Source organism: Paraburkholderia sp. SECH2 (assembly GCF_030464795.1).
Taxonomy (GTDB): domain Bacteria; phylum Pseudomonadota; class Gammaproteobacteria; order Burkholderiales; family Burkholderiaceae; genus Paraburkholderia; species Paraburkholderia aspalathi.
Genome location: NZ_JALPRH010000005.1, coordinates 214,616 through 240,623 on the forward strand (window position 1 = coordinate 214,616; position 26,008 = coordinate 240,623).

Consider the following 26,008-nt stretch of genomic DNA (forward strand, 5'->3'; position numbering starts at 1 on the left):
CGGTACGAGCGGCGCGGCCGCGCGTTGAGATGAGGAGATTTTCATGACGGGGCCTTTACGCTTTGTGACGTGAATCGCGTTCCGACGAGTTTGGCGAAACCACCGCTCGACAACGTAATGGCGATAAGAATGATGGCTCCGATAATCATCTTGAACGCATACGGCGAGATACCGAGCAAGTTCAGGCCGTTGGCGGTGATAGCGGTCAGGAGGATGCCAAGAATGGCGCCGAGGATTGTGCCGCGCCCACCGCCTAACCTTGCACCACCGAGCACCACAGCAGCGAGCACATCCAGTTCACGGCCATAAAATGCGTTCGGAACGACTTCCTGCACGTAGTGGGCTTGCATGAGTCCGGCAATCCCCGCCATCATGCCGAGCCAGCCAAAAGCGATGTAATGCATCGCACCTATGTTGACCCCCACGCGTCGCGCTGCCTCGGGGTTGTCGCCCATGGCGTAGAGCTGTCGGCCGGTTGTCGTGCGCCGTAGCAGAAACCATGTTGCTATGACCATGACGACCATCACGGCCACAGGCAGTGCGAGATTTGCATTACCACCCGCGGTGTTGAAATTGACAATAGAAACTCTGTTAGTCCACCAGTCCGGCAGATCGTAGATGGACACCCCGCCCGTGAGAAACATCAATCCACCGAAAAACACGTTGAACGTGGCAATTGTCACGACAATCGAGACGATGCGAAATCTGTAGATAATCGTGGCGTTGATGGATCCAAGCACGAAGCCGAAGCAGGCAGAGACAATGAAGCCGAGCGCCCAGTTACCACCGCCGAGTCGCAACACTGTCAACGCAGTGAGGTACTGGACCACCGATGCGCCGACGGCGAATGAGATATCAATGCCACCAGCAATCAGCACGACCAGTAGCCCGACTGCGAAAATGATGTTGACGGAACTCTGATTAAGCAGGTCGAACAGGTTTGGAAGCGTAAGGAATGTCGAGGTTGAAAGGCTGAGGCCAATCACCATGACGGCGATAACGAGAATCAGCAGAGCCTCAATCGAACCGATTCCGAGTTTGCGAAAATCAGGCATGGACGTCTCGCTCGATTTGTTCCATCGTTGTCGTTCCCGGCACGTACTCTTTGACGATGCGACCTTCGCGCATATGCAGAATTCGGTCGGAATTGAAGTAGACCTCCGGAATTTCGTCCGATATCAGCAAGATGGCCATACCCTCAGCAGCGAGCTTGTGGATGATGGCAAAGATGCCAGCACGGGCGCCGACGTCGACGCCGACGGTGGGAGAATCCAGAATCAGAAGCTTCGGGTTTGTTGCCAACCACTTGGCGAGCACAATGCGCTGCTGATTCCCGCCGGACAGCGTTGAGACCGCGTCGTCCGGTTTCCCGATTTTCACGGCCAGTTGCTGAATCCAGTCTTGAATCAGCGCGTTTCGCTTTTTGGAAGCGATGAGATGGGTGCCGTCCAGAAGGTTGTCCAACACCGCCGCGACTGTGTTGTCTCCGATTGATTGCGGCTGCACAAGGCCGAGTTGAAGTCGGTCTTCGGATACGTAAGCTATCCCGGCCTGGATAGCGTCACGATTTGTTCGCAGCAAAATCTCTTTTCCGTCGAGCTGGATGGAACCCGCACCGGGGCGGGTCATTCCGAAAAGCGACAATGCGACTTCTGTTCTTCCTGCGCCAAGGCGTCCCGTGACGCCAAGAATCTCGCCTCGTCGCACTTTGAACGACACGTCATGGTATTGACGGGCTCGTGACAACCCCTGTACCTCCAGCACAACCGGCGCTTTCGTCAGGTCTGTCGTGCGTACTTCATAGTCGAAAGTGCGGCCCGTCATCAATTCCGTGAGGCGGGTTTGCGTCATCCCTTCGGTGGGAAAGGTGCCGACGTACTGTCCATCGCGGAAAACGGTCACGCGAGTGCAGACGTCCAGCACTTCAGCGAGGCGATGGCTGACGAACACCACGGCAATTCCGTCCGCAGAAAGTCGCCGGACAATTTTCAGCAGAGCTTCGGTCTCAGCATGACTGAGCGAGGCAGTCGGCTCGTCCATGAAGACAAGACGTGCGTCGCGAACAAGCGCTCTGGCGATTGCCACGACCTGGCGCTGGGCGATTGATAGCGAGCGAACAGAACGGTTGAGGTCGATGGAGACTCCGAGCCGCTCGAGAATCCGGCGTGCCGCCTCCTTCATCTTTCCATATCTGACGATACGCGGACGAGACCCCAGGTTCTGCTCGAAAGCAATGTTTTCCGCGACGGTCATTTCGGGGAAAAGCGCAAGGTCTTGCCAGATGACCTGAATGCCGAGGTCACGGGCCCTGGCCGGGTCGAGTCCTTCGATTGACTCACCGTCCATGAGCATCACCGCGCCAGGTTCCGGCTGATAGACCCCACTGATAATCTTGATGATGGTGCTCTTGCCGCAGCCATTCTCGCCCGCAAGGCAGAGAACTTCTCCGGGCATGATGTCGAACTTCACGGCCCGCAGCGCCTTAACACCGCCGAAGATTTTCGAAATGTTCTCGAGTTTAAGCAGAGGCATGCGGTCGGTGTCGAGCGCGCCCGCTGCCGTATGCGCATCACCTCGTTGAGAACGGTGGACGTTGATGGAAGCTGGTTGACTCATGGAAACGCTCCGATGGTACTTGCACATGACTGGCTGGCGACCAGATGTGTCGTACCGTTAACTTCCGGGTGAGCAGCGCTACACCGGCGCTCACCCGTTCGGCAAAAGGATTGCGGTCAGAGGCCCATCTTCGCGAGGTCGTCAACGGTTTTGGCGTTGAGGTCCACCAGTTGGTCGACAATCAGGTTATGACCGTCGGGATGAACAACACCCAGACCCGGGATATTCGTGCCGTCCTTAATCGGCTGCCCCTTTACGAGCATCGTGCCCAGCGTCACAAACACTTCACCGGCGACTTCCGGATTCCACATGTACCCGCCGCTCAACACGCCATCGTGGACGAGTTTTCGGCCCTGTCCAGGCGAGAACGGCCCAAGAACCAGGACCTTTCCTTTCGCCTGCTGCTCCGCGACAGCGCGAGCTGCCCCAATCGGGCCCTGACTGCCGAACGCAAGGATGCCCTTCAAGTTAGGATGAGCGCGCATCAGGTCAAGCGCAGTTTTGCGCGACGCGTCCACGTCTTCAGCGACGCCGTAGCGGTCGCCGACGAGGGTCATCCCGGGAAAGTTGGCCTTGATGTAGGCGATTGCCGCATCCGCCCAGGCGTTATGGAGCGGCACTGTCAGCGAGCCGACGAAAACGGCGTATTCGCCCTTCCCGCCCAGCGCCTCACCAAGGCGTTTTCCGTAGGCTTCGCCGAAACCTTTGGACGAGGCCAGCTCAAAGTCCCAGTCCACGTTCTGCTGCTTCGGGGACTCGTGGGTGATGACCTTGATACCGGCGGCTCTGGCGCGCTGAAGAACGGGTTCCAAAACCTGTGCGTCGTTCGGCACGACGCCAATGACGTCTACGTGCTGCGCAATCAGGTCCTCGATTGCTCGTACCTGCAGCGCAGGGTCTGCGCTCGTTGGTCCGACCATGAATGCCTTGACGCCGAGCTGGTCAGCGCGCTTCTTGATTCCCGCTTCCATGGCGTTGAACCATGGAATGCCGCCAATCTTCACAACAACACCGATTACCGGCTTGTCAGGCGAGGCCGAGGCAAAACTCGTCGTCAAAGCGAGCGCGACTGCGCCGGCACCCAAAGTGCGGATGATGTTCTTGAACATGTCTCCTCCGGTAGACGCCTGGGCACGCAGACGCCCTAAATGAGTGATGAAAGGCCCGACTTCGTATTCTGCTAAAGTTGCTAAATCCATTTAGCAATTCGGGTGGGTGTATGCTGAATCTATTTAGCAGTTCGGTCGAGCCGTAAAAACCCTGGTGTTGGGTACTGTCGCGAAACGGCTACCTTTTCGGGACACAACGGCGCAATGCCCTCGGAGCAACTTGATGGCAAGCAGCAATCCAGGACGCAAGTCCACGATTTATGACGTCGCAAAGGCGACAGGCTCCTCGACGGCTACGGTCAGCATGGTGTTGAACGGCAGTTGGGTCCGCTATCGAATCAAGGAGGAAACTGCGAACCGCATACTCGAAAGCGCCCGCCAGCTTGGGTATAACGTCAACATGAAAGCTCGAGGACTCAGGCTATCGCGCTCGGGTCTAGTGGGTATGGTTCTTCCCCATTATCGGAACCGTTTTTTTGCGGGACTCGCCGAGACCTTCGAAGAGCAGGCGCGTAGTCGTGGCCTTTGTCCGATCGTTGTCGGCACCCAACGCGACCCTGCAGTCGAGGTGAGCGTTACTGAAACACTTCTATCGCAGCGGGTTGAGCTGCTATTTATCGCCGGCGTGCGCAACCCGACACCGCTGAACACGCTCTGTTCGGCTGCAGGCGTCCCTTCCATCAACTTGGACCTGCCAGGAGACGGTGCGCCGTCGGTCGTTTCCGATAACCGCAAAGGCGCTCAAACTATTACGGATGTGCTGATTGAAAAGCTGCTAGCACGGGGCGCGGCACCAGACGAGTTGGTCTTGCTAGGAGGTGTAGCGGATGAATATGCAACTGAAATGCGTATCGCAGGATTCAGAGATGCTTTCGAAGCTCGTCACATGACGCCTGCTGCAGATGCAATCGAGTGTTGTGGATATAACGCCGCTGCTGCCAAGCGCGTACTCTCAATTCGCTATGAAAAACTTGGGCGACTTCCAGCCGGTTTGCTGATGAATTCGATTACCGCGTTTGAAGGGGTGGTTCAGTTCACGTCAACGTTGTCGCCCGACGCGTGGAAGACTGCGGTTGTTGGCTGCTTCGACTGGGACCCATTCGCGGCAAACCTACCTTTCGACGTGACCATGTTGAGGCAGGACGTGCAAGCAATCATCTCTGAAGCGTTCAAGTTGGCCGAAAACTATGACCCGACAGACCAGTCTCTGATTCTCGTGCCAACAGTTCTGGGCAAGAAGTTTGAAGAAGCTGAGCAAACGAAGGAGTTTGACCGATAACTACGGTCTAGAAATGGTTGCGGTCACAATCATCAGTCGTAGTTTCCGAAGCGAGACAAGATGCAGACCAACTCCACGCCGCGCGCCAGCACGCTTAGCCAAATCCCACGTGGCATCTGGATGCTCGGCTTTGTCAGCATGTTCATGGACATTTCTTCGGAAATCATTCACAGCCTTTTGCCGATGTTCCTGGTGACGAGTCTGGGCGCGAGCGCGATGATGGTGGGCTTGATTGAAGGCGTCGCGGAAGCGACTGCACCCATCGTGAAAATGTTCTCCGGCGCGCTCAGCGACTACCTTGGCAACCGGAAATGGCTCGCGGTCATCGGATACGGCATGGGTGCGTTGAGCAAACCGTTGTTTGCGCTCGCGCCAACAGCGGGCATCGTTCTGACGGCGCGCGTCGCGGACAGAATCGGGAAAGGTGTGCGGGGTGCGCCGCGCGACGCGCTCGTAGCTGATATCACGCCCGCTCACCTGCGTGGCGCCGCCTATGGTTTGCGACAGTCGCTCGACACGGTCGGCGCGTTTCTCGGGCCGTTGCTCGCCGTCGTGTTGATGTTGCTGTGGGCAGACAACTTTCGTCTCGTATTCTGGGTGGCTGTGATTCCAGGGCTCGTTGCGGTGTCGTTGCTGGTGTTCGGCATCAAGGAGCCAGCGCACCGTTCGGACGCGAAACGCGTCAACCCGATGAAGTTCGAAAGCCTGAAGAAGCTGAGCCGGCCGTACTGGTGGGTTGTATTCATTGGCGCGGTGTTCACGCTCGCACGATTCAGCGAGGCATTCCTGGTTTTGCGCGCAATGCAGGGTGGCGTGCCGGTGGCGCTGGTGCCACTCGTCATGGTTGCGATGAACCTGGTGTATTCGACGTCTGCTTATCCATCTGGCAAGCTGGCGGATTCAATGAGCCACACGAAACTTCTGGCCATCGGGCTGGTGGTACTCATTGCATCGGATGTCGTACTTGCGCATGGCAACCACTGGCCGGTCGTACTGCTGGGTGTCGCGTTGTGGGGCCTGCATATGGGGCTCACCCAGGGCTTGCTGGCGACCATGGTCGCCCATACAGCACCACCGGACCTGAAAGGCACCGCGTTCGGTTTGTTCAATTTGATGAGCGGTCTGGCGATGCTTGTGGCGAGCGTCGTCGCAGGCGAATTGTGGGACCGTCTGGGGGCCGGCGCGACATTCTATGCGGGAGCGGGGTTCTGTTTGCTGACCCTGTGCGCTCTGGCTATCGGTGGAGGACTGCGCCGATAGCGCGCCTTCCAGGCTGAATACGATACCGAGGAAGTCGTCACAACCTTGATGGAAACAAGAAAACAGTCCCCGCCCCTTGCCGAAATTTTGTAAGGCAACCCAATACCGATTGAGTGCAAATCTGTAAATCCCGCACTCTATAAAGGGCCGCCCAATGGGCGGTCCTTTTTTGCGTCGCCATATAAAACCGGTGGCCTCGCACTCACCGCCTTGCACCAAAATCCGCGGACATCGTCTGTCCGTTAATGATTTCGCCACAACGCAGGACAACATTGATTGTGACTGCATCTATAGCAGCGCGACCACCCGCACATCGCCCTGCTCGGCCGCCGACGCGACCACCTTGTCGCCGATCCGCCGGAACGTGATCGACACCGACGAATCGCCTACCCTTAGATCGCCAACTTCGAGCCAGTCGATGCCCTCGGGCAGCATGGGCTGCTCGATGACGACTTCGCGCCGCTCCGCATCGATCGTGATACCCAGACAGGCTTCGAGCATCATGAACGGTGAGCCCGCCGCCCAGGCTTGCGGCAGGCAGGCGACCGGATAGGCGGTAGGCGGCTCGCCCCGCCGCCGCGGGAAACCGCAGAACAGCTCGGGCAGACGCATGTCGAAATTGACCGCTGCCTGGAACAGTGCCTGCAACAGCCGCACGGCCGCCGCCTTGCCGCCGTAACGTGACAGGCCGCGTGCGCAGAGCGCGTTGTCATGCGGCCACACCGAACCGTTGTGGTACGCCATCGGATTGAAGCGCGCCTGGCTTGCGGCCAGCGTACGCACGCCCCAGCCGGTATGAAACAGCGTGGAGTCGAGCGCGTGCACCACCGCTTCGCCCCGCTCGCGCGAAGGCAGACCGAAGGCCAGCAAGTGACCCGCATTCGACGCCATTACGCGGCACAGTTCGCCGTGGCCATCAAGCGCGATGCCGTAGAAGCCGGACTCTTCCATCCAGTACTTTTCTTCGACGCACTGACGGATTTTCTTCGCGCGCTCGCTGTATTGCTTGGCCTGATCGTGCAGTCCGCGCAGCTTGGCGAAGTGAGCCATCGTATCGAAGGCGGCGCTCGCATACGCCTGCACTTCGACGAGTGCAATGGGACCATCGGGGAAACGGCCATCCGCGTGGAAGACCGAATCGTGACTGTCCTTCCAGCCTTGATTAGCGAGGCCGCCGTCGGACTCGCGCTGATAGTCCAGCAGACCGTAACGGTTCTTGTCGCAGACGCCCGCGACCCACTGCGCCGCGCGCTCCAGCGCCGGCCACAACTCGTCGACCAGTGCGAGATCACCCGTGCGTGCCGCATAGGCGCCGGCCAGCACGATGAAGAGCGGCGTGCTGTCGACGCCGCCATAGTACAGCGCGAACGGCACTTCGCCGGTGGCGGCCATTTCGCCCTTGCGCATCTCGTGCATGATCTTGCCGGGCGCTGCGTCACGAAACGGCGAATTTTCGCGCGCCTGATGTTCGGCGAGAAAACGCAGCACGCCCGCGGCCAGATTCGGTTGCAGCCACAGCGTCTGCAACGACGTGATGATCGCGTCGCGGCCGAACGGAGTTGAAAACCACGGGATGCCGGCGTAGGGATACGGACCGGTGGCGAGATCGGTCGTCAGCAAGCCGAGGTCGGCAAGCGAACGGTCGATCCACGCGTTGAAGAGCGGATTGCTCGAACGCACGCGAGCGGTGACGCGGCGGCGCTCGCGCATCACCAGGTGGGCGTCGACCAGTGCGGCGCGCACAGCAGCGCGGCCGACGCGCGGGCGCTCCGCATCGATTTGCGACAGATGGGCTTCGCTCACCGCGTGCGAGGGTTGCGCGACGCCCGCGGCCGGCTTGTCGGCTTGCGCGACCACTTGCACCGAGACGGACAGATAGATCGACACGCACGCTTGGGCCGGCAGCTTGACGGTGTAGTCCGCGCGATCGGCGAAGAGCTTGTCCGGTTCCGGCGAGAAGGCGATCTGCACATTGCGCGCCACGTCGTCGAGACCGACATAACCGAGCAGCACTTCGCGGTTCTCGACGCGCGCCGGTTCGACACGACCCTGTTTGTCGCGCCTGAGGCCGCGCACTTCGAACATGTCGCGAAAGTCGCTGGCGAAGGAGATGGACAGCGGCACGACTGCATCGCTCGTGCCGTAGTTGGTGAGTTCGATTGCTTCGTTGAGCACGGTGCCCGAGAGCACGCGCACGCGTTCGACGTGGATCACGCCTTCCGGGGTGCTGTCGCCGCCGAGCGGCGGCAGGGGGCGGTTGGTCAGGTGTGCCGTGAACGAGGTGTTGTCGCTGCTGACGCTGCCTGACAGCAACGAGGGCGCGCGGCCACCGAAGGTGAGGCGCAGGTTTGACAGGACGCGGGTGTCGTTGACGAACAGGCCGTCGTCGTGGCCGGTGATATCACCGAGGGGATCGTTGACGATAAAGGTGTCGCCAGACTTGAGCACATGCTGGGTGGCGCTTGCGACGTTGAGGTTTTCCGTCGGGATGAATGCGCCGTCCGGCTCGGGTTCGCGGTGGTCGATTCCGCCCGAGTGGGACAGGCCGCCGAGGGCTTCTGGCTGCTGCATCAGGGTCGCTCCTATAGTGTTCGCTTTCGGGTTAATTTCCAATTTCGGATGCCGGTGGGGGCTGGCTGGTCGATTCCGATTGTAGAGGGTCTGTCCGCGTCAGACGAACTTATCACAGGGGAGTTTCTTGTTTTTGGTTTTTGGTTTTTGGTTTGGCACGGGATGTGCAGGGGTTTTGCACCAAGTGCAAGGGGTTGCCTGCGCGGCGCTTGTTTGTCTGTGTTCTTAGGGCTTTGGCCTTTCCTTGAATTGTTAGTGGTCTATTAGTGTTGCCCCTGTGCGGGGCGGCACCTACTTCTCTTTGCCGGCTGCAAAGAGAAGTAGGCAAGAGAAAGCAGCTCAAACCGCTAATGCTAAGTGGGCACCGTGGTTTGCTACGGGTAGTGGTGCGACTGGAATCCGTGCTCTCGCACATTCGGCGTTAGTGACAAAGGAGTCATCAGCTCCCACTCCGCACTGCGTGCGTCGCGGACGGGTTTGCATGGGAAACCACGGGCTTCGATTGAGGTTTGTGGGGGCCGTCGGCTTCGCCTCGGCGACGCGCCGAGGCACTCACCAGCCTCCCACTTCAAATGATTTGTCGGCGTGCTGTAGTCACGATCATCGTTGCGATCGCAGTTCCAATCGCAATCGCAATCGCGGAGACGGAGACGGAGACGGAGACGGAGACGGAGACGGAGCAATGATGGGCCAAGGCCCGGTGGGAAACACGGGCACAAGACGTAGTGGGAGGTTTTATGAAGTGCTCTTCGGCGCGCGCAGCGCCGCCGGAAGTATGACGCCCTTGTCACAAACATGTGCAGTGGCACGAACACAGATTCCAGATGCACCACTACCCGTAGCAGACCACGGTGCCCACTTAGCATTAGCGGTTTGAGCTGCTTTCTCTTGCCTACTTCTCTTTGCAGCCGGCAAAGAGAAGTAGGTGCCGCCCCGCACAGGGGCAACGCTAATAGACCACTAGCAAATCAAGGAAAGGCCAAAACCCTAAGAGCACTGACAAAAAAAGCGCCGCAAAGGCAAAAAAAACCCAAACCTTTACCGCTTGGAAAGCGCCCGAGCCTCCCGCTGAGTCTCCCCAACAAACAATTGCCGCGGCCGCCCAATCTTCTGCTCCGGATCAGCAATCATCTCATTCCACTGCGCAATCCACCCAACAGTCCGCGCCATCGCGAAGATACAAGTAAACATCGCCGTAGGAATCCCCAGTGCACGCTGCACAATCCCCGAATAAAAATCGACATTCGGATAAAGCTTCCGCGAAACGAAGTATTCATCCTCAAGCGCAATCTTCTCAAGCGCCATTGCGAGCTTGAACAACGGGTCATCATGCAGACCCAGCTCTTCGAGCACTTCGTGACAGGTCTCACGCATCAGCTTCGCGCGCGGATCGTAGTTCTTGTAGACGCGATGACCAAACCCCATCAGCTTCACGCCGGAGTTCTTGTCCTTCACCTTCGCAATGAACTCAGGAATGTTGTCGACCGAACCAATCTCTTCCAGCATGTTCAATGCGGCTTCATTCGCGCCACCGTGCGCCGGACCCCACAGGCATGCAATACCCGCTGCGATACACGCGAACGGATTGGCGCCCGACGAACCCGCGAGACGCACCGTCGATGTCGACGCATTCTGCTCGTGATCCGCATGCAGAATCAGAATGCGATCCAGCGCCCGCACCAGCACGTCGTTGACCTCGTACTCTTCCGCCGGATTGGCGAACATCATCCGCATGAAATTCGCGCTGTACGACAAGTCGTTCTTCGGATAAACGAAAGGCTGGCCCACGGTGTACTTGTACGCCATCGCAACCAGCGTCGGCAGCTTCGCGATCATGCGGATCGCCGATACGTCCCGGTGCTGCTGATTATTGATGTCGAGCGAGTCGTGATAGAACGCCGACAGTGCGCCCACTGCCGCGACCAGAATCGCCATCGGGTGCGCGTCGCGGCGGAAACCGCGGAAAAAGAAATGCATCTGCTCGTGCACCATCGTGTGCAGCGTGACAGTGTTGACGAACTCTTCCTTCTGCTCCGCATTCGGCAGTTCGCCCTTGAGCAGCAGGTAGCAGGTTTCGAGGAAGTCGGCATTCTGCGCCAGATTGTCGATCGGATAACCGCGGTACAGCAGCTCGCCTTTGTCACCGTCGATATACGTGATTTCGGAATTGCATGCCGCCGTGGACATGAAACCCGGGTCGTATGTGAACTTGCCAGTCTGGCCATACAGCTTGCGAATGTCGATGACATCCGGCCCGAGCGTGCCCTGATAGATCGGCAAATCAATCGTCTGATCGCTGTCGGAAAAGCTCAGCGTTGCGTGTGTCTTCGAGTTCATCTACACGTTCCTTTTACTTTCACATCGCACACATGCCGGCATGCTCGATCGTCGGATCGCCGCGTGGCATGCTCAGGCTCCGCTTCGCATTCTACGGTCCGAAGGTGCTTTGATTGCGGCGATTGGCAGCAACAATCCATCTCGGCTAGCGCAACATTCGTTGTCTGAAAGATGGGCGTAATCGCCGGAAACACGTAGAAATAAGCAGAAGTACGCAGCACGAAAACGCGTCGGGGCCGCCGGGCGGCGTTGCCAGCCAAATGAAAGTTAGTACGCTTGCTGCAACAATGTTTTGCGGCCGCCAGGCTGCACAAGCGACGCTGCTCTGCGATACTGAATCCGTGTTTTGCTTCCCCTGCGAACACATCGCTGTCTTTGGCCCGCCGTTCTACGGCGGGCCTTTTTAATCAGCCAGAAGAACAAGGAAGGACCAGATGAACGCATCACTCGAAACACTGTTTCCGGATCACGTCCATACCGAAGACAACATCGTCACCGCGCTGAATCATCAGGATATCGTCGTGGCGTTGTCAGCAGCATTGACGACGCAAGACGTGGCGGTGCTGCATATGCTCTACCCGCGTACCGACGCGCGCACCCATCGCAGCCTCGATACGCTGGTGAATGTGCTGCATGGCCATGGCCTGCATGAAGTCGCGGATCTGATCGCGCAGGAAGCGCACTATCTGCTCTTCAAAGACCCCGTGAAAGCATGGAAAGCCTTCCACGAAATTCGCAACGACTCGCTCGCAATCGGCGTGCATCTGTACTACCACGGCCTCGTCGGCGAAGCCGCGGAACGCGCGCTCGATAAAGACGCGCATCGCAAGGCCTGAACTACACCGGCATTTCAAACGTCCTCTGAGCGAATGAACTCGTCGACGTAACGATTGAACGCTGCCGGATGCGCGAGATTCATCCCGTGCGAGGCGCCGCGCACCGTTTCGCGGCGTGCGTCCGGCAGCCATGTTTGCAGCGCCGTCGCCGTGCGGCGGAACATGTCGGGACTCTTTTCGCCGTCGATCAATAGCACCGGGCAACGCACCTCAGCCGCATGTTCGGGTACGTAAGCCGGCAACGGGTCGCGGAATTGGCGCGCGAGCGTATGCGCGTTGTCGGTCGCCATCTTGCGAAAACCCGGTGTGCTCATCGCCCAGAAACCAGGGCGGCTCACCGAATCGACGAACAGCTGCAAGCCCGCCTCCACCTCACCTGTTTCGATCAGCTGCGCGGCTTTTGCGCGCAATGCGTTCACGGTCTCCGGCAAAGTTGCGGGCGGTCGCCCGGCAATCTGCAACGGGCCGCCCGGGTCGGCGAGCGTCAGCGTACGCACGTACTGCGGATGGCGCCGCGCGAAATGGAACGCCACGCAGCCGCCGCGCGAATGACCCACCACGTGCGCCGGCCCGGCGCCAAAACGATCGATGAATTCGGCCACGTCATCCGCATGCTCGCTCCAGCTAAACGGCTGGTCGGGCTCGGTATCCGTCACCGGCCAGTAATGCGTAAGACTCACCGTGACACAGCGGTATCGCTTCGACAGACCCGCGAGTTGCGGTTGCCAATAGCGGTAATCGCACAGCGAGCCATGCACGAACAGCAGCAGTTCGCCTTCCCCGGTTTCCACATAGGGCATGCGCAAGCCGCTATGCAATTCGATAAAGGACGGGGACGCGGGAGAGGACGAAGCGGAAACGGATTGATTCACAGGTGGTTCACGGACCGCGCGGCAACGGCTGAAACGATCGGCTGCGCCGGCTAGAAATGGATTCGAAGAAGAAAGCGTATTCGCGTCCCTAAAATTGGGACGAGGGACGTATTGTCACACAGCCATTCAATATCCGCCGGGCCTCATGCGGTCGGCCTGAGTCGCGGTCACCTGCAACGCGGGACGTCCCGCGTCAAATCATTCGTAGGCGGTGTCGTCGAGCAAACCCGCAGCCGCTGCCGCGCCCGCGCCACGCACCGCGCAAGTGAGCGGTTCATCGGCGACGCGGACCTCGAGCCCGAGCTCATTGGTCAGGCGCCGACCCAGATTACCGAGCAGCGCACCGCCGCCGGTCAGCACAATGCCGCTGTGCGCAATATCGGTCACCAGCTCGGCAGGCGCCGTTTCAAGCGCACGTTTCACCGCGCCGATTACCTGGCGCAGCGGACCCTCGATCGCGTCGGCGATATCGTGATTGCTCAGCTGAACCGTGCGCGGCAAACCATCGTCGACGCTGCGCCCGGTCGCGTTCATATGTTCGACCGGCACTTCGCGCAAGGCCGAACCGATGCCCTTCTTGACGTGTTCGGCGGTTTGTTCGCCGAGCAGCACGCCATACAGGTTGCGCACGTAACTGACGATCGCCATGTCGAAACTGTCGCCGCCCACGCGAATCGAGCCGCTATACGCGAGGCCGCCGAGCGAGATCACGCCGACTTCGGTCGTGCCGCCGCCGATGTCGACCACCATCGAGCCAGTCGCCTCCGAAACCGGCAGGCCCGCGCCGACCGCCGATGCCAGCGATTCGCCGATCAGACTGACCTTCCACGCGCCGGCCGCCACCGCGGCTTCCTTGATCGCGCGGCGTTCGACCTGGGTCGCGCCCGCCGGTACACACAAAGTGAACGCGGCACGCCGGCTGAACAGCGGCCGCGGCCGAGCCATGTCGACGAATTGCCGGATCATCTGCTCGGCGGCGGAAAAGTTAGCGATCACGCCGTGCCGCATCGGCCGTATGGCTTCGACGTTGCCCGGCGCGCGGCCGAGCAACTGGCGCGCTTCGGTGCCCACGGCCGTCACGCGTTTTTGCCCGGCGGCGGACTCTTTCTGGAACGCCACGACGGACGGCTCGTTCAGCACGATGCCGCCATTGTCGGTGTAGATAAGGGTATTGGCCGTGCCGAGGTCCACCGCCACGGAATGACGGAACAGTCGATCGAAAAGCGGGTAATGCGGCGTCGGTCTGGCCATAGGAAGGCTCTGATGTGTCGTTATCCGCCCTTGCAGGGCAATATGGAAAATGCGCCCCCGGTCACCCGAACCGCTTGGCACGCCCAGATGGGCGTTGCGCGATCCGCGCGGCGGGAGTGATTTTCATGCTAATGAGCAGTTAACGGCAAGCAGATCAGAATCTTTAGGGCCACTTTTCAATTGGGACCGTGTCAGTCGCGCGACACAGTGCCGAGCGCATGCTCCAGCGCCTGTTTGCCGAGTTCGACGCCGTCCGCGTTGATCGTGTGGCCGATGCCGGGCAAGGCGTAGGCATCGACCGTGTAGCCGGTGTTGCTGAAAGCATCCGCGGCGTATTCCAGTTCCTCAACCGGGATCACTTCGTCGTCTTCGCCGTGCACGAGCGTGAGCGGCGTACCGTTCTGCGCGACGATCACCGAGGCGAGCCGCCCCGAATACGCGACGACGGCAGCAGCGCCTTCCGCACTGGTCGCCACGTGATGCATCGCCATGATCGAGCCTTGCGAGAAACCGACCAATGCAAGGCGATCGAAAGAAAGCTGCCAGTTCGCCAGTTCCGCCTCGAGCATGTGCCGCAATGCCGGATAGGCGGCGGCCACACGCGCCTCGCGATTGCCCTCGTTGACATCGCGCAGGCTGAACCATTGGCGCCCGCCAAAGCCGCCGTCGAAAGCGTCAGTACCGTCGAGCGAGACAAACGCCACATCCGGCAGGCTCTCGCTCCAGATGTCCGCGAGCGGCATCAGATCGCGCGCATTGCTGCCTACGCCGTGCATCAGCACCACGAGGGCCTTGGCCGGCGTTATCGCCGGCGCGCGCCGCCAGCCGTGTTCGAATTGCTCCCAAGCCATATTCAATTCCTCTCTCTGTTCCCGCTGTACTTTAGATTTCACCGCGCGTGGTGTCGCTCCATGCGGCCTCAGGCGGGAGCATACGCTGCCGGATTCGGTTCTGTCGCCCGATCTGCATGGCTCGACGACGCCCAAACGCGAATACAGGTATGCTTTTTTGCGAGCATTCGATGGACCGCCCGGCTCATTGCCGGGTGGTGAATAGAACGCCGTGCAGAACGTCCGTCGCATCGTCATCCGGAGAATCGTTTGAGCCAGCCCTCTTCCCCGCCCGCCGCTGCCCCGCCTGCACCACCTGCACCGCCGCCTCTGCAAGGCGGCAAACTGGTTCTGGCGACCATCGCCGTTGCGCTCGCAACCTTCATGAACGTGCTCGACACGTCCATTGCGAACGTCGCGATTCCCACCATTTCGGGCAACCTCGGTGTATCGGTCGATGAAGGCACATGGGTCATCACGGTGTTCGCCGCGGCCAATGCGGTCTCGATTCCGCTAACCGGCTGGCTCACGCAACGCATTGGCCAGGTCAAGCTGTTTGTCGGCGCGATTCTGATGTTCGTGCTGGCTTCGTGGTTGTGCGGCATTGCGCCTACGCTGCCGATCCTGCTGGTCGCCCGGGTGTTCCAGGGCGCGGTGGCCGGCCCCCTGATTCCACTGTCGCAAGCGATTCTGCTCGGCTCCTATCCCAAGGAGAAATCGTCGACTGCACTCGCGCTATGGGCCATGACCGCCACCGTCGGCCCGATTGCCGGCCCCGCGCTCGGCGGCTGGATCACGGATAGCTACAGTTGGTCGTGGATCTTCTACATCAACATTCCGGTCGGCATTTTCGCGGCCGGCGTGACGTGGATGATCTATCGCACCCGTGAGTCGGCAACCCGCAAGCCGCCCATCGACGTGGTCGGGCTCGGCCTGCTGGTTACGTGGGTCGCGTCGCTGCAGATCATGCTCGACAAGGGCAAGGACCTCGACTGGTTTTCGTCGCCGGTGATCGTGATTCTGGGCATCACCGCGGTGATCAGCTTCGCGTTCTTCCTCGTGTGGGAATTGACTGAGGAAAACCCGATCGTCGATTTACGGCTGTTCCAGCAGCGCAATTTTCTCGGCGGCACGATTGCGATTTCGGTGGCGTACGGCGTGTTCTTCGGCAACCTGGTGCTGCTTCCGCAATGGATGCAGGAGTATCTGAACTACCGCTCCGTGGATGCGGGTCTCGTCACCGCGCCGCTCGGCATCTTCGCCGTGCTGCTCGCGCCGGTAATGGGCCGGGTGCTGCCGCGCTCGGATGCGCGCATCATCGCCACGCTCGCATTTATCGGCTTTGCGATCGTGTTTTATATGCGCTCGAAGTACGTGATCGAAATCGACACGTGGCACCTCGTACTCCCCACGTTGCTGCAAGGCATTCCGATGGCGCTGTTCTTCGTGCCGCTGACGGCGATCATTCTGTCCGGTCAGCCGCCGAACAAGATTCCGGCGGCCGCCGGCCTGTCGAATTTCGCACGGGTGTTTTGCGGCGCGGTGGGGACCTCGATCGCCGGCAACGAGTGGAACAACCGCACGGTGCTGCACCATGCAAGGCTGACCGAGCAGGCTACCGTGAACAACCCGCTGTTCAACCAGCAGATCGATTCGACCCAGTCGTTGCTCCATCTGAATACGCAATCGTCGCACGCGCTGTTCGATTTCACGGTGAACACTCAGGCCGCGATGATGGGCCTGAACGACATCTTCTTTGTGTCGGCGATCATTTTCATTTTGATCATTCCGCTGATCTGGATTACGAAGCCGGCCAAGGGCGGCGGCGGAGCGGCTGCGTCGGGCGCGCACTGATCGCGGTGTTGTTCGGCACTGCCTCAACGGAGTCAGCGGAGTCAACGGAAATAGCGGGCGGGCGTGTCGCCGAAGGCATCGCGGAACACCGCGATAAACGACGACACGTCGTTGTAGCCGACCTCGAGCGCCACCTGCGTGACGCTCTCTCCGGCGCCGAGATGCTCCAGTGCAACCAGCAAGCGCAGTTGCTGCCGCCACTGGCCGAAAGTCTGCCCGGTTTCCTTGACGAAAAGGCGCGCCGCCGTGCGAGCGGTGACGCCCGCAGCCCGGGCCAGGTCCTCGAGCACTGCCGGCTCCGCCGGGTTGGCGTTCAACGCTTCGGCGATCCGCTGGATCCGTGGATCTTGCGGCCAGTGCAGCGCCAGAGGGGCTGTGGGCAACCCCGACAGGCGGTCCAGTAAAACTTGCAGAAGACGCTCGGCCGGCTCGTCGAGCGGTTTGTCGTGCGGCAGATCGGCTGCGGCACTCAGCAAAGCTTCCGCCAGAGGGTCGAGCGCCAAGGCAACGCCTTGCGCGGGTAGCGGCGCGGCGTCCGCATCGGCATACAGCGAATGGAATTGCACCGGCTCGGCAGCCGACAGGTAATGCTGCACGTTCGCCATCAGCCAGAGCGCGTGCCCCGGCGGCACGACCCATCGGGCGGTTTCGGTGCGCACGGTCAGCACGCCGGCGCTCACGTGGATCAGCCGCGCGCGGCGGTAGGCGCGCCACGGTTCGTCCAGCACGTTGTAACGCTCATCGACCACGAATACCGGACGCTCGACGCCATCCGGATCGAAGGCTTGCGTCATGAAATGTCTGTTTTACCCGGTTACTGTAAGAAACACAGTAAGACTAGCATAGCCTTCGCGAAACGCCGTTCGAACCCGGCAGCGCCTCGCCGCACGAACAATTCGCGCCAGGTTGCCAGTAGAATCGCGGCTTCAAACGGTCCGAGCTCAATGAACTACGCATCCATACTCGAACAGATTCAACGCGATCTTCAGCCTTATCTGGGTACCGGCAAGGTCGCCGATTACATTCCAGAACTGGCAAAGGTCCCGGCCGACAGCTTTGGCATGGCGATCGTCACGCCGTCCGGCGAAGTCTTCCGCATCGGCCAGGCCGATACGCGCTTCTCGATTCAGAGTATCTCCAAGTTGTTCGCCTGCACCATGGCTTTCCGGCTGCTCGGCGACGAGCTGTGGCTGCGCGTCGGCCGCGAACCGTCGGGCACGCCGTTCAATTCGCTGGTGCAGCTTGAAGCGGAGCAAGGCAAGCCGCGCAACCCGTTTATCAACGCCGGGGCGCTGGTTGTCACCGATGTGCTGTGCCGCCGCTTCGTACGTGCCGAGACCGCGCTGGTGGAGTTTATGCGGCGGCTGACTGGCGAGATCACGATCGACTACGATTCGCGCGTCGCGCAGTCAGAGCTTCAACATGCAGATCGCAACCAGGCGATGGCGCATTTCATCGCGAGCTTCGGCAACATGGACATGCCCGTCCACGCGGTGGTCGAAGCGTATTGCCGGCAGTGTGCGATTTCGATGAGCTGTGTCGAGCTGGCGAAGGCTGCGTTGTTTCTAAGTAATGGCGGCGTTGTGCCGTCGACCGGGGAACGGATCCTCGACAGCAGTTCGACCAAGCGTTTGTCGGCCCTGATGCTGACCTGCGGCACCTACGACGCTGCGGGCGACTTCGTCTTTCGTGTCGGCTTACCGGCGAAGAGCGGCGTGGGCGGTGGCATCGTCGCGGTGCTACCGGGTGAGATGGCCGTGTGCGTGTGGTCGCCCGGGCTCGACGCGAACGGCAACTCACTCGCCGGTGCGAAGGCGCTGGAATTGCTGACCACGATTACGGGGCGGTCGATTTTTTGATTTTGTTGAGAGGGCGTTTCGGCGACGTATGCGATCCAGACGGTCGATGTCGGTCGCAGCGAGGCGCCTTTCCTCTGCCGGTCAAGCCACTCCGATCAGCACATCAGCAGGAATGTGCAATCCCGCGTGAAGGCGGCGAATCATCGTCAGGCTGAGGGCACGCTTGCGGTTCAAAACCTCGTAGACCCGGTTCGCGTTACCGATGTACGGCTGCATATCCGGGACCGACAAGCCGGCCTGCTCCATCCTGAATTTGATGGCCTCAACAGGATCCGGACTTTGCAGTGGAAAGGTTTCAGCTTCGTAGCGCTCCACCAGGATCGACAGAATATCAAGGCGATCACCATCCGGCGTGCCAGGCGCCGGGTCGGCATCGACAAGTTCGGATACGGTCGCGAGCGCGGCCTTGTAATCGTCCTCAGTATGCAGGGGGCGAATATCCATGTTCATTACTCCAATTCCACGGTTTCAGCGTCGATCTTGTCATACTCGGCGTGAGTGCCAACGAATTGGACATAGACCACACCGATTCGATACGCGATCGCGACTATCAATCGAAAATCGTTGCCCTTGATGTTGAACACCACTCTGTTTTTCCCAATGAAACTTGCCGAGCCATATTGATCCTTGATGTCCTGTGGCGTTTTCCAGTTCGCTTTAGAAGCTTCCGCGTGCCACGCCAACAGAGATTGCCCGGCTTGAGCGTGCCCTTCGATGAAGGAAAGAATGGTTTTTTTGGCAACGATTCGCATGCAAGACATTTTAGTCCCAAATTGGGACTGCCGCAACCGACGCGTTGAAATACAGACCTGACGATCCTCCCAGGGAATCAGCTTTCTACTCCCACTTCGCCGCCTTCTTTTTGTCGCGCAAGACGGCACGCACTGCGTGTCCCGCGTCCAACAACGCGCGTGCCGCCGCGCCGCCCACCTTCCCTCTCACACCGGTAATTGCATACCTCCTCATCGCTCCTTGAATACGGCCAATGCCGTTCTGAGCGTGATTCCCAGCGTTTCCCGTTGATTTCACGAGGGCACGAATGTCATCCGTTTAGTGACTCGGTGGCATGAAAAGCCTAATCCGAACCCCACCGGTGCAAAAAATGAGTTTGACAAACTATCTTTAGATATATATCTTACGACACATCTTAAGACACAAATGGGAGTACCCAACATGCGTCATCACCACCGTTTTTCCCGTTCGCGTGGCGCGGACGAAGGTTTCTTCGCAGGGCATGACCGCCCGTCACTGCATGCACTTTGGCATGTGTTCACCCGTCATTACGAGTTTCGCGGCGAGCGCGGCGGTGAACAACGTGGCGAAGACTTCGAACGCCGTCATGGCGGCCGTGGCAGCCGCGGCGGCCAGCACGAGTTCCACAGCGACGAGCGCGGCCATGGCCGCCACGGCGGCCGCAATGAACACGGCGACCGCGACGGCTTCGGCCATGGTCACCGCTTCGGCCATCAAGGCTACGACCGCTTCTCGCTTCACGCACTGTGGCACGCAATCGGCCGCCATGACGACTATCGCGGCGGCGGCGGTCGCGGCGGACGCTTCGGCGGCGGTGGCCCGGGCGGCTTCGGCGGCGACGGCGACGGTTTTCCGCGCGGCCGCAAATTCAGCTCCGACGATCTGCAATTGCTGCTGCTCTCGATGATCGACGCGCAGCCGAGCCACGGCTACGAGCTGATCAAGGCGCTCGAAACGCGTTCGAACGGCTTCTACAGTCCGAGCCCGGGCATGGTCTATCCGGCGCTCACGTATCTGGAAGAACTCGGCTACGTGACCGTGCAACTCGAAGGCAATCGCAAGCGTTACGAACTGTCGGAAACGGGCCGCGAGTACCTCGCCACCAACCGCGACCGCGTCGAATTGATGCTCGCCAAACTGTCGCACATCGCCCGCAAGATGGATTCCGTGCGCCGCGCGTTTGCCGGCGAGGAGCCCGCCGACATCAGCGAAGGCGGCTGGCTGCCCGAACTAAGCGAAGCACGTCGCGCGCTGAAGCATGCGCTCCTGCGCCGTGACAACGTGCCGGCTGCCGAACAGCGCCGCATCGCCGCGATTCTGATGCGTGCGGCGCGTGAAATCGAAGGCGAAGGCAAAGGCAAACCTGGCAGCGACCAGGGCGGTGATCAAGGCAGCGAGCCGAGCGCTTGAGATCGCGCTATCCAACACCCGCGTCCGGAGGCGCCCATGCGCGCTTTCGAATGCCAATCAAACCGACAGGAGTGGCACTCTTATGCTGACAAATGACAACCGAGCCGATCTGGCCGTCCACCGCGTGCGGCATCCGCTGAAGTTCCGTCTGTTGCAGGTCAAGAAGGTCCACGCGCTGAACCCGCATCTGATTCGCGTGACCTTCACGGGCAAGGATCTGCATGACTTCGTCTCCGCCTCGTTCGACGATCACATCAAAGTGTTCTTCCCCGAACCCGGCGCCGACAAACCCGTGCTGCCGGAAGCCGGCCCTGACGGTCCCGTGTTTCCCGCGGGCCAGCGGCCGATTGCCCGCGATTTCACGCCGCGCCGCTTCGACGCCGAAGCGCGCGAACTGGACATCGAGTTCGCCATGCACGAGGCCGGCCCGGCTGCAACGTGGGCGGCGCAAGCCAAAGTGGGCCAGTACCTCGGCATCGGCGGCCCGCGCGGCTCGCTGGTGATACCGACGGGCTTCGACTGGCATCTGCTGATCGGCGACGACACGGCGCTGCCGGCGATTGCTCGCCGCCTGGAAGAGTTGCCGGCAGGCACACGCGTCGCGGCAGTGATCGAAGTGGCCGATCCGTCGGCACAGATCGAATTCGCAACGAAGGCCGAACTGCACATCGTCTGGCGCCATCGCAGCGAGTCAGACTTTCGCGGCGAGGCGCTGCTGCAAGCGGTACGCGAAATCTATCTGCCCGAAGACGGTGAAGGCTACGTATGGGCCGCCGGCGAATCCGCGACGATGCGTGCAGTGCGCTACCACCTGTGCACGGAACGTGGCGTCGACAAGTCGCGCATTCGCGCGGCCAGCTACTGGAAACAGGGCGCCGAAGCGGTACATGAATCGCTCGACGACTAACTCTCTGCAGCGTACGCGCAATAAACTGCGCGAGCTCAGCAAGCGGCGTGCGTCGAACAAAAATAAGGAATTGACCGATGTATTCAATTAGCACAAAGCACGAGCGACGTTTGCTGTGGCTGCTTGCGCTGACGCAGTTCACCATCATCATGGACTTCATGGTGATGATGCCGCTCGGCCCGCAGATCATGCACTCGTTCAGCATCACACCGGCGGCGTTTGCGACGGCCGTATCAGCGTATTCGTGGTGTTCGGGGCTGTCGGGGCTATTCGCCGCGACTTATATCGACCGCTTCGATCGACGTCGTCTGTTGCTGACGATGTATGCACTGTTCGCGCTGTCGAACCTGGCGTGCGCGTTGGCAAGCAGCTTCCCCCTTCTGCTGGTCGCGCGCGCGTTTGCCGGCATCACGGGGGGCGTGTTGGGCTCGGTGATCATGGCGATTGTCGGCGACGTGATCCCGGTGCAGCGCCGTGGCGCCGCGACGGGCACGATCATGACCGCCTTTTCATTGGCCGCGATTGCCGGCGTGCCGGCTGGGGTGATGCTTGGCGCGCACTTCACCTGGGCAGCACCGTTCTATTTGCTGGTGGTGTTGTCGGTGGCCGTCTGGATTGTGGGGTGGCAACTTGTGCCATCGCTTGCGGAGCATTTGAGTCGTCGCCAGCCGGCGCTCGGCGAGGTGCTGCCTGATTTGTGGCGGCTGCTGAGCAACCCGCGGCATATGAATGCGTCTGCGCTGACTTTCATGATGATGGTCGCGCACATGCTGGTGATCCCCTTCATTTCACCGGTGCTGGTCGCCAATCATGGCGTGGCGCCCGCGCAATTGTCGTGGTTGTATATGGCCGGCGGCGCGGCAACATTCTTCACGTCGCGCCGGGTCGGCCGGCTGGCAGACCGGTTCGGCACGCGGCTCGTATTCCGGATTGCGGCAGTACTCTCGTTTCTGCCCGTCCTGTTTGTGACCCATCTGCCGAACCTGCCGTTCTACGCGCTGGTGATGTTTTTCCCGTTTTTCATGGTGCTGATGTCCGGGCGGATGGTGCCGATGCAGGCACTGCTGACGACCGTGCCGGAGCCTTCCCGCCGGGGTGCTTTTCTTAGCGCCAACAGCGCGCTGCAGGCATTGGGCACGGGGTGCGGCGCGTGGATCGGCGGCTTGATGCTGAGCAGTTCGCCCACGGGACAGATCGAAGGATATGGGACCGTCGGATGGGTGGCAGTTGCCGTCGCGTTAATCGGGGTGCTTTGGGTTTCCCGGGTTCGGGGGGCGCAAAGCACCGTGCCGCCAACAGGTGTATTCAGGGGCGACACCGTAGGAGAAGGTTGACGTTCAAGCGCGCCGACGCAGTCTGAAACACCGCGTCGGCGCGCGCAGCCTTTAGCCTTCTTCAACCCCCAACCCAACCAGCGGATGCGTTTCCCGCTTCCACGGCGAGCTCAGAAAATGCCGGACGCGTTCCGAGCGCACTTCCGCAAGCGTCGCCGGCGCCCAGCGGCTCTTGCGATCCTTGTCGATCAAGTGCGCCCTCACGCCTTCGCAGAAATCTCCTTCTTCGATCACCCGCTTGACGATGCCCAGTTCCATCCGGAAGCACTCCGCCAAGGTCATCTGCCGGCCGCGCAGGAGCGCCTCGCGCGTGACATACAGCATCGTGGGCGAGTGTCCAACCATCGCGTCGTAAGCAGACTGCAGCCACTGTTTCACCTCACGCGCAGGCTCGCGCTCCAGGTCGTGGCGCAACGTCGCGACGATCCGCTCGATGCTCGAGCGCCGGTCGAAATGCCGCAGAATCAACTGCGTAAACGGCCCCAATGCAGCATGCGGAATGATGTTGCACGGCGGCTCGAACACGCCGCGCAATGCAGCCATCAAATCTCCCGCGTGCGACATGCGCTGCAGGCGCTCTTCGAAAGTACCAAGCCACTCGGCCGGCACGCACAAATCCGCCAGTTGCAGGCGCAACGCATCGGCGCCGGATAAGGTCACGCCGGTGAGCCCGACATACAACTCGACCTCCGCCGGCATCACACTCAGGAATCGTGTCGCACCGACGTCGGGCAGGAAGCCGATGCGCGTCTCCGGCATCGCAATCTTGCTGCGTTCCGTGACGATGCGCAGCCGCGCGCCCTGACCGAGCCCCATGCCGCCACCCATCGAGATACCGTCGAGCAGGGCGACTACCGGCTTCGGAAACTTGTGCAACGCGTAGTCGAGCCGGTACTCGTCGACGAAGAACGCAAGCCACCGGCTGTCGCCATTCTTTGCGAGCCGGTACACCTCGCGCACGTCGCCGCCGGCGCAAAAGCCCTTGGTGCCCGCGCCTTTCAGCACGAGTGCAACGATGCCGTCGTCGGTACGGCAATGTTCGACCAGTATGGCAAGCTCGCGCACCATCGCGTGCGATAGCGCATTGAGCACGGCCGGCCGGTTCAGCGTGATGATCGCCACGTGGTTGACCACGCGAAACAGAATCTCGCGCTCCGCTTCGACGCCCGTGTCGACCGCGACGCTCTGCAAGGCGCTCATCGATGCGTCTCCTGCCCGGCGTTCGCCGTCGGCTCAGCCTGCGTCACCTGCCAGCGTGGCGCACGCTTCTCGAGAAACGCATTGACGCCTTCGCGCTGATCGGCGCCGTCGAACAGATCGACAAAGCGTTCCCGCTCCACCGCCAACGCCGCCGCACGCGGCACGCCATTGCGGCCCTGGTGAATCAGCGTCTTGCTGAAGCTGACGGCTTGCGGGCTGAGGCTCGCGACACGCGCCGCCATCGTCAACGCGGCCTCGCGCGCGGCGCCCTTTTCCACCACTTCTTCGACGAGACCGATACGCAATGCGGTCGCGGCGTCGACGCGTTCGCCGGTCAGAATCATCCGCTTGGCCCAGCCTTCACCGACCAGCCACGGCAGTGTCTGCGTGCCGCAGCCGCATGGCAGCAAGCCAACTGCCGTTTCCGGCAGAGCCATCAACGCGTGTTGCTCGGCGATGCGGATATCGCAGGCCAGCGCACATTCGAGTCCACCGCCCATCGCATAACCGTTGATCGCGGCGATCACCACCGGGCGCGCGTTCTGCAGGGTCTCGAACGCCGCGCCGAAGCGAGTCGCCGCCGTGCGCGCGACTTCGCGATTACCGTCAGCAAACGTATTCAGATCGGCGCCTGCGCTGAAGAACTTCGGGCCGTCGCCCGTGATCACGATGGCTCGCACGCCCGCTTCGCCGTTCAGACGCTCCACCGTCTGCTGCAATAGCAGCAAACCGTCCGGCGTGAACGCGTTCGCTGGCGGCCGTTTGAGCGTCAGCAGCGCGACGGCGCCGTCGTGTGCGTAGTCGAGTTCGATCATTACGCGTCTCCGTCCTTGCTGTCCTTACGATAGAGCTTGATCACCGCCGAGAAGTCCAGACGGCCTGCGCCCTTCGTGCTCATCGTCTGATAAAGCTGTTGGGCTAGAGCGCCGAGGTACACCGGTTGGCGCGCGAATTTCGCGGCGTCGGTGGCGAGGCCCAGGTCCTTGAGCATCAGATCGGTGCCGAAGCCGCCGGTGTAACCGCGCGTGGACGGCGCGGTTTCGATCACGCCAGGCATCGGGTTATACGTGTCCGAGCTCCAGCAGCGGCCCGTCGAAGTATTGATGATGCCGCCCAGCACTTTCGCGTCGATGCCGAGCGCCTCGCCCAGCGACATCGCTTCGGCCACGCCCGCCATCGTGATGCCGAGCACGAGGTTGTTGCAGATCTTCGCGACCTGACCGGTGCCGGTGTCGCCGCAATGCACGATGTTCTTGCCCATCGCCGACAACACCGGCTTGACCTGCTCATACGCGTCCGCGCTGCCGCCGACCATGAAGGTCAAGGTGCCCGCCGCCGCACCGCCGGTGCCGCCCGAGACGGGTGCATCGACGAAGGTGTTGCCGCGTTGCTCGGCCAGTTCGGCAAACGCCTTCACACTCGCCGGATCGATGGTGCTCGAATCGATGATCGTCACGCCTTCCGCGATGCCGGCGAAAACACCGTCATCCGCGATCAGCACGCTGCGCACGTGAGTGGCCGCGGGCAGCATCGTCACTACACATTCGGCGTCGGTCACCGCGGCCTTCGGCGAACTTGCGGCTTTGGCGCCCGAATCGACGAGTGCCTGCACCGCTTGCGCGTTGAGATCGAATACGTTGACCGCGTGGCCCGCCTTCAGCAGGTTGAGCGCCATCGGCGCGCCCATGTTGCCGAGTCCGATAAAGCCTATTTTCATGGTCGTCTCTCCA

Annotated in this window: 22 protein-coding genes; 8 read left to right on the forward strand and 14 right to left on the reverse strand. The window is 60.9% G+C overall.

Translation table 11 applies throughout. From position 1 onward, the window contains the following. Nucleotides 1–41: 41 nt before the first annotated feature. From M0D66_RS12060 to M0D66_RS12070, 3 genes are all read right to left on the reverse strand, one after another. A complete protein-coding gene (locus M0D66_RS12060) occupies nucleotides 42–1,055 on the reverse strand; it encodes an ABC transporter permease (RefSeq protein WP_266210783.1) in 1,014 nt (337 codons plus the stop codon). Beyond that, complete coding sequence (locus M0D66_RS12065) at nucleotides 1,048–2,532, reverse strand: sugar ABC transporter ATP-binding protein (protein WP_211706720.1); 1,485 nt, start codon at nucleotides 2,530–2,532, stop codon at nucleotides 1,048–1,050. Before M0D66_RS12065 ends, M0D66_RS12060 begins: the two co-directional genes overlap by 8 nt. Before the next feature lie 200 nt (nucleotides 2,533–2,732). Beyond that, nucleotides 2,733–3,725 carry a substrate-binding domain-containing protein gene (locus M0D66_RS12070; RefSeq protein ID WP_093635921.1) on the reverse strand — a complete coding sequence of 331 codons (993 nt, stop codon included), beginning with the start codon at nucleotides 3,723–3,725 and terminating at the stop codon, nucleotides 2,733–2,735. Nucleotides 3,726–3,948: 223 nt separating this feature from the next. Between M0D66_RS12070 and M0D66_RS12075 the strand changes: the two genes are divergently transcribed. Continuing rightward, nucleotides 3,949–5,004 (forward strand): LacI family DNA-binding transcriptional regulator, encoded by a 1,056-nt coding sequence (locus M0D66_RS12075; protein WP_093635923.1) that lies wholly within the window; start codon nucleotides 3,949–3,951, stop codon nucleotides 5,002–5,004. A 60-nt stretch (nucleotides 5,005–5,064) separates the two neighbouring features. Then, entirely contained in the window at nucleotides 5,065–6,264 is a 1,200-nt protein-coding gene (locus tag M0D66_RS12080; RefSeq protein ID WP_200620520.1) for an MFS transporter, read from the forward strand. 288 nt (nucleotides 6,265–6,552) lie between these two features. On the opposite strand, the gene M0D66_RS12085 is transcribed toward M0D66_RS12080, so the two are convergent. Next, on the reverse strand, nucleotides 6,553–8,835 hold the full coding sequence (locus M0D66_RS12085; RefSeq protein ID WP_093635927.1) for an amylo-alpha-1,6-glucosidase: 2,283 nt from the start codon (nucleotides 8,833–8,835) through the stop codon (nucleotides 6,553–6,555). Nucleotides 8,836–9,873: 1,038 nt separating this feature from the next. Next, nucleotides 9,874–11,172 (reverse strand): citrate synthase, encoded by a 1,299-nt coding sequence (gene gltA, locus M0D66_RS12090; RefSeq protein WP_093635931.1) that lies wholly within the window; start codon nucleotides 11,170–11,172, stop codon nucleotides 9,874–9,876. A gap of 434 nt (nucleotides 11,173–11,606) precedes the next feature. Between gltA and M0D66_RS12095 the strand changes: the two genes are divergently transcribed. Continuing rightward, nucleotides 11,607–12,008 carry a hypothetical protein gene (locus M0D66_RS12095; protein ID WP_200621629.1) on the forward strand — a complete coding sequence of 134 codons (402 nt, stop codon included), beginning with the start codon at nucleotides 11,607–11,609 and terminating at the stop codon, nucleotides 12,006–12,008. A gap of 14 nt (nucleotides 12,009–12,022) precedes the next feature. Here the strand turns inward: M0D66_RS12095 and M0D66_RS12100 are convergent, their stop codons facing one another. From M0D66_RS12100 to M0D66_RS12110, 3 genes are all read right to left on the reverse strand, one after another. Further along, nucleotides 12,023–12,808: an alpha/beta fold hydrolase gene (locus M0D66_RS12100; RefSeq protein WP_211706979.1), complete on the reverse strand. Its 786-nt coding sequence runs from the start codon at nucleotides 12,806–12,808 to the stop codon at nucleotides 12,023–12,025. A 270-nt stretch (nucleotides 12,809–13,078) separates the two neighbouring features. After that, nucleotides 13,079–14,131, reverse strand: coding sequence for a rod shape-determining protein (locus M0D66_RS12105; RefSeq protein ID WP_093635938.1), 1,053 nt, complete (start codon nucleotides 14,129–14,131; stop codon nucleotides 13,079–13,081). 191 nt (nucleotides 14,132–14,322) lie between these two features. Further along, nucleotides 14,323–14,982, reverse strand: coding sequence for an alpha/beta hydrolase (locus M0D66_RS12110; RefSeq protein WP_211700741.1), 660 nt, complete (start codon nucleotides 14,980–14,982; stop codon nucleotides 14,323–14,325). Between the two features lie 249 nt (nucleotides 14,983–15,231). Here M0D66_RS12110 and M0D66_RS12115 point away from each other — a divergent pair, with 249 nt between their 5' ends. Further along, a complete protein-coding gene (locus M0D66_RS12115) occupies nucleotides 15,232–16,815 on the forward strand; it encodes a DHA2 family efflux MFS transporter permease subunit (RefSeq protein WP_093635942.1) in 1,584 nt (527 codons plus the stop codon). Nucleotides 16,816–16,856: 41 nt separating this feature from the next. Here the strand turns inward: M0D66_RS12115 and M0D66_RS12120 are convergent, their stop codons facing one another. After that, nucleotides 16,857–17,609 (reverse strand): AraC family transcriptional regulator, encoded by a 753-nt coding sequence (locus M0D66_RS12120; protein ID WP_211700740.1) that lies wholly within the window; start codon nucleotides 17,607–17,609, stop codon nucleotides 16,857–16,859. 150 nt (nucleotides 17,610–17,759) lie between these two features. Between M0D66_RS12120 and M0D66_RS12125 the strand changes: the two genes are divergently transcribed. After that, on the forward strand, nucleotides 17,760–18,674 hold the full coding sequence (locus M0D66_RS12125) for a glutaminase (RefSeq protein ID WP_200654266.1): 915 nt from the start codon (nucleotides 17,760–17,762) through the stop codon (nucleotides 18,672–18,674). Between the two features lie 81 nt (nucleotides 18,675–18,755). Here M0D66_RS12125 and M0D66_RS12130 read toward each other — a convergent pair whose 3' ends face one another. Next, entirely contained in the window at nucleotides 18,756–19,118 is a 363-nt protein-coding gene (locus tag M0D66_RS12130) for a type II toxin-antitoxin system HigA family antitoxin (RefSeq protein ID WP_093636157.1), read from the reverse strand. Between the two features lie 5 nt (nucleotides 19,119–19,123). Then, on the reverse strand, nucleotides 19,124–19,426 hold the full coding sequence (locus tag M0D66_RS12135) for a type II toxin-antitoxin system HigB family toxin (RefSeq protein WP_093636155.1): 303 nt from the start codon (nucleotides 19,424–19,426) through the stop codon (nucleotides 19,124–19,126). Between the two features lie 421 nt (nucleotides 19,427–19,847). Here M0D66_RS12135 and M0D66_RS12140 point away from each other — a divergent pair, with 421 nt between their 5' ends. The 3 genes from M0D66_RS12140 (at nucleotide 19,848) to M0D66_RS12150 (ending at nucleotide 23,078) form a co-directional block, all read left to right on the forward strand. Further along, nucleotides 19,848–20,837 carry a PadR family transcriptional regulator gene (locus M0D66_RS12140; RefSeq protein ID WP_211706940.1) on the forward strand — a complete coding sequence of 330 codons (990 nt, stop codon included), beginning with the start codon at nucleotides 19,848–19,850 and terminating at the stop codon, nucleotides 20,835–20,837. 82 nt (nucleotides 20,838–20,919) lie between these two features. Beyond that, nucleotides 20,920–21,744 (forward strand): siderophore-interacting protein, encoded by an 825-nt coding sequence (locus tag M0D66_RS12145; RefSeq protein WP_211706941.1) that lies wholly within the window; start codon nucleotides 20,920–20,922, stop codon nucleotides 21,742–21,744. 77 nt (nucleotides 21,745–21,821) lie between these two features. Then, nucleotides 21,822–23,078 (forward strand): MFS transporter, encoded by a 1,257-nt coding sequence (locus tag M0D66_RS12150; protein ID WP_211706942.1) that lies wholly within the window; start codon nucleotides 21,822–21,824, stop codon nucleotides 23,076–23,078. A 51-nt stretch (nucleotides 23,079–23,129) separates the two neighbouring features. Here M0D66_RS12150 and M0D66_RS12155 read toward each other — a convergent pair whose 3' ends face one another. Genes M0D66_RS12155 through mmsB form a run of 3 tightly spaced genes read right to left on the reverse strand, consistent with a single transcriptional unit; the run spans nucleotide 23,130 to nucleotide 25,995 of the window. Continuing rightward, complete coding sequence (locus M0D66_RS12155; RefSeq protein WP_211706943.1) at nucleotides 23,130–24,278, reverse strand: enoyl-CoA hydratase/isomerase family protein; 1,149 nt, start codon at nucleotides 24,276–24,278, stop codon at nucleotides 23,130–23,132. Then, nucleotides 24,275–25,093 carry an enoyl-CoA hydratase gene (locus M0D66_RS12160; protein WP_211706944.1) on the reverse strand — a complete coding sequence of 273 codons (819 nt, stop codon included), beginning with the start codon at nucleotides 25,091–25,093 and terminating at the stop codon, nucleotides 24,275–24,277. Before M0D66_RS12160 ends, M0D66_RS12155 begins: the two co-directional genes overlap by 4 nt. Next, nucleotides 25,093–25,995, reverse strand: coding sequence for a 3-hydroxyisobutyrate dehydrogenase (mmsB, locus tag M0D66_RS12165; RefSeq protein WP_211706945.1), 903 nt, complete (start codon nucleotides 25,993–25,995; stop codon nucleotides 25,093–25,095). The genes M0D66_RS12160 and mmsB overlap by 1 nt, the downstream gene beginning before the upstream one ends. Nucleotides 25,996–26,008 lie beyond the last annotated feature (13 nt).